Genomic DNA, 3,603 nt, shown 5'->3' with positions numbered 1-3,603 from the left:
GCACGCACGCGTGCTCATGCGCGCACGGTGTCCCGTACGGTCGCCCGCAGGCGCCGAGCTCGACCTTGCGCTTGTCAAAGTGCTCCTCGAACTCCCGCCACTCGGCCTCGGACTCCTTGTGGTACTCGTCGTCCGGGCGCAACTGACGGCGCCGGGCCAGGTGCAACTGGTAGTGCCGGACCACGTCCTCGTCGAACACAGCGACATACCCCCGCGTCGTCTGCAGGCTGGCATGACCGAGGAGCGCGGCACCGATGTGGATCGGCAGCCCGTTGTTCACCAGGTCGGTCGCGAACAGGCGCCGAAAATCGTGAGGCGTGAACGTCACCCCGTCGAACTGCGGCCGACCGACGGCAACCTGCTCGCACGCGGTCCGGATGAGTTTGGCGATCAGGGTCGGGCTCATCACGCCCCGTACCTGCCCGGCGCTGTGCTGGAACAGGAACGGAAGCGGATCACTGTGCTGACGCTCGTACGGGTCCCATCGCCGCACGAGAGGGATGGCGCCGAGCTGGCCGGTATGCCTACCGATGATCTGGGCGATGACATGCAGGAGCTCGGGCGACATGGGAATCACCCGCTCACGGTCTGACTTCGAGGGCGCGATGACGAGGAGGGCGACGATTTCACCGTTCGGGCGGCGGTACTGCCTCACCGACAGGTGCGAGAGCTCCAGCAGCTCCTCGTGCCGGATACCGGTCAGTCGCAGCACCTCGATGACCGCCCAGGTCCAGAACGCCCGCCCTTCGGCGGCCTCGACGTCGATCACCGGCCCACCATCCGCGCGCCGCACGCGCAACGTGGCCTGTTGCTGCGGCGGTTCGATGGCTGCGCCTCGGCGCGCACGCGGGCCCTTCTGCGAATACATCCCCGCGTTCAACGAACCGGTCTCGACGAGACGCACGTACCAGGTCCCGTCGGCCTCAAACTCGGCTTCGGTCGAGGCTCCGGCCGCTTCGAGCAGCGCACGCATCCGCTCGCGGTCGGCGGTGACCTGGTCGACGAGCAGATCCAGCATCGGCTGCCGGGCCCGAGTCCGGTCGGTGATGCGTTCGGCCAGGCGGCGGCGACCTGCGCCGTAGCCCTTGCTGGCGATGGGCGGGATCGGGCACCGCGCAACCCACGGTCCCCACCGTGCTGGGTCCTCGACCGCCCAGCTCTGGGTGTCGAGGTAGAGCGCACGCACCGCGATGAGCAGGTCCCAGATGCTCCGTCGAGGGCGCCGCCCTTCCGGGGTGTCCACCGTGTCCACCTCGGCGCGCCACGCGGCATACGTCGCCTCGTCCAGGTCGAGGTCGCGCTGGCCGGGGTTGACCCGCTCGACGATGCACCAGAAGTTGCGCACCAGAGAACGCACCAGATTGGACACGGTGCCGTAGTCCATCCCGAGCGCCGCGCGATGGGTCACGTAGTCGATGAGGAACTGGCGCACCACTGGATCCCTGACGCTGTAGGTGTCGACGAGCTCGGTCACGGTCTTGCGACCGCCCACGGTGGCGAGCCGCATCGTCACGGGGGTGTCATCAGGGAACCGCCCGGCGTCGGCCAGCACCTGCCAGATCAGCGAGCCTGCAAGCTTGCGTTCGTGCTTGTCGCGGGCCGTGCTCGCCTCTTGCAGGGTTACACCAAAGTGCATGATCCCTGCGGGCATGATGGCGGAGGCCGGGATGGCCTGAGCGGTGAGCATGTATGCGAGCTCGGTCAGAGCTCGGTTGCGCATCGCGACGCTGACAGGGGCTGCCTCGATGAGCCCGGCCAGGGACGCGAGGCTGTCGTCGCGCTGGCTGGCCATGAAGATCGTGGCAAAGTCCGAGACCGCGGTCCGCTGCAGCACACGCAACGACGGCACGAGCACCCGGAGCGCGACCAGCCACGAGAATCCACTGGTCATCGTCCAGCTCGCAGTGGGCGACGGGTTCAACGACGCGAGCGACGTCGCCGACGACTCCCAGCCGCTCGCCTCCCACCGCTGCTGCCAGGTCACGCCCGGGAACGTACTCAGATGCTCGGCCAGACGCCGGATCGACCGTCCCCGCTTCTCGAGCTGAACGGCCGAGCGCGGAAGCACCGAACAGGCCGCAGCGATCAGATCCTCGACCGGCGCCGCGCTCAGGTCACCGTGCGGCTGCGGCAGGTCAGGCTCAGGGGCCTTCGGCTCGACCACGTTGGCCTGTCCCCAGCGCCGCCGGGCGGGCCCCTCATGCACGAAAGGCTCGCGGTCGTTGCCGTCCTGTGGCGCGTCCCGTCGCGTCCAGATGCCAGTCGTGGAGACCGATGCTCTACTCATCGGCGCCGGCTCCGAAGACGATCGCAACGTCCTCATCGGCGTACCCCGGCGCGAACCTCCGCGACAGTGGCGCCGGCTGGGCATAGTGGTCCTGCATCTTGTCGATGATCTCCTCGATGCGGGGCACCGTGTAGATGCTCGTGGTCCTCAGATCGGCGTGGCCCAGCACGACCTGCACCTCAGGCATGGTCAGCACTCCGCTGCTGACCATCCGGATTGCCGCAGTGTGCCGGAGATCATGCAACGTCCAATTCGTGCCGAGCGCGTCATTCGCACGCTGAATCACGCGTCGAGCGGCGCCGTACGTGAGCGGACGCGACTCACCACGCCTCGTTCTCCACAGTGGCCCGGCGACCGGTCCCTCGAATGTCCGCAGGTAGCGTCCGAGCCAGGTCAGCGCCTCCGGCGACAACGGAACCATCCGCCGCTCGCGCGAACCCTTCGAGACGACCGACACGCGCTGGCCTGCCCAGTCCACGTCCTCGACGGTCGCGCCGAGCAGTTCCTCGGCCCGCGCGCCTGAGCTGACGTAGCAGGCGATCAAGGCCCGATCCCGGTCCGAGGGCAGCTGCGCGAACAGCTGATCCCACATCGCGTCCGGAATCGACCGTGGTGCCGCCCGCTGCGCACGCTGCCGGTAGGCGCCCCGCCGATGGGCCTGGCGCGGCTCGAGTGGGCTGCGGTGCGCAAGAGCCCGACGGCGCGCCGGCGACTGAGGGACCGGGTTCACGACAGGGCCGTGCGCCCAGTGCGCGTGAAAGTCATAGAACCCTCGAACGGCCGCCAGCGTGAGGTTGATCGTCGCCGAGCCGTACCCGAGCCCAAGATTCGGCTTGCCAGTTTTGAGGTTCACCGCAGCGACGGCTCCAGGTTTCCGGCGCCGCTGCGGGTTCGGGGCGACCCGTAGCCAGCCGACCAGAGTGACTGTCTCCGCCTCTGTAGCCCGTTCCCAGCGGACGTCGAGCTGCCACAGAACCCGGAACCACCGCAGGGCAGCGTGGCAATACGATCGGATCGTGCGAGGACTGTAGTCACCGACAGCCATGAACCGGACCCACGCGCTCACGGCCTCGACGACGTCGCCATCCTCGTCGAGCACCAGGTAGGGCTCCTCTGGCCCCGACCCGACGTCAATCCGACCCACCCGCGCCAACTCGATCTCACCGGACCGAAGGCCACGCCGAACCGGGTCTTCTGGGATGATGCCGCTCACGCCAAGCTCCTCGCAGGTCGCCAGTCAGGAACTGCACTACCGGCTTATCAACGTGCGGCGTCGTGGGTACCGACACCACGCCGATGGTGCAGATAACTCACCA

2 protein-coding genes are annotated in these 3,603 nt (G+C 68.2%); both read right to left on the bottom strand.

Annotated elements, in window-relative coordinates; genetic code table 11:
* Positions 1 to 2,164: site-specific integrase (locus C8K30_RS29995; protein WP_233257577.1), on the bottom strand; the 2,164-nt coding region annotated here is incomplete at its 3' end.
* A gap of 115 nt (positions 2,165 to 2,279) precedes the next feature.
* On the bottom strand, positions 2,280 to 3,500 hold the full coding sequence (locus C8K30_RS29990; RefSeq protein ID WP_199230771.1) for a tyrosine-type recombinase/integrase: 1,221 nt from the start codon (positions 3,498 to 3,500) through the stop codon (positions 2,280 to 2,282).
* Between the last annotated feature and the right edge of the window lie 103 nt (positions 3,501 to 3,603).

Source organism: Promicromonospora sp. AC04 (genome assembly GCF_003058225.1).
Classification (GTDB): domain Bacteria; phylum Actinomycetota; class Actinomycetes; order Actinomycetales; family Cellulomonadaceae; genus Promicromonospora.
The sequence above is the reverse complement of the archived record's forward strand: the minus strand, read 5'-3'. Positions and strand labels throughout refer to the sequence as shown.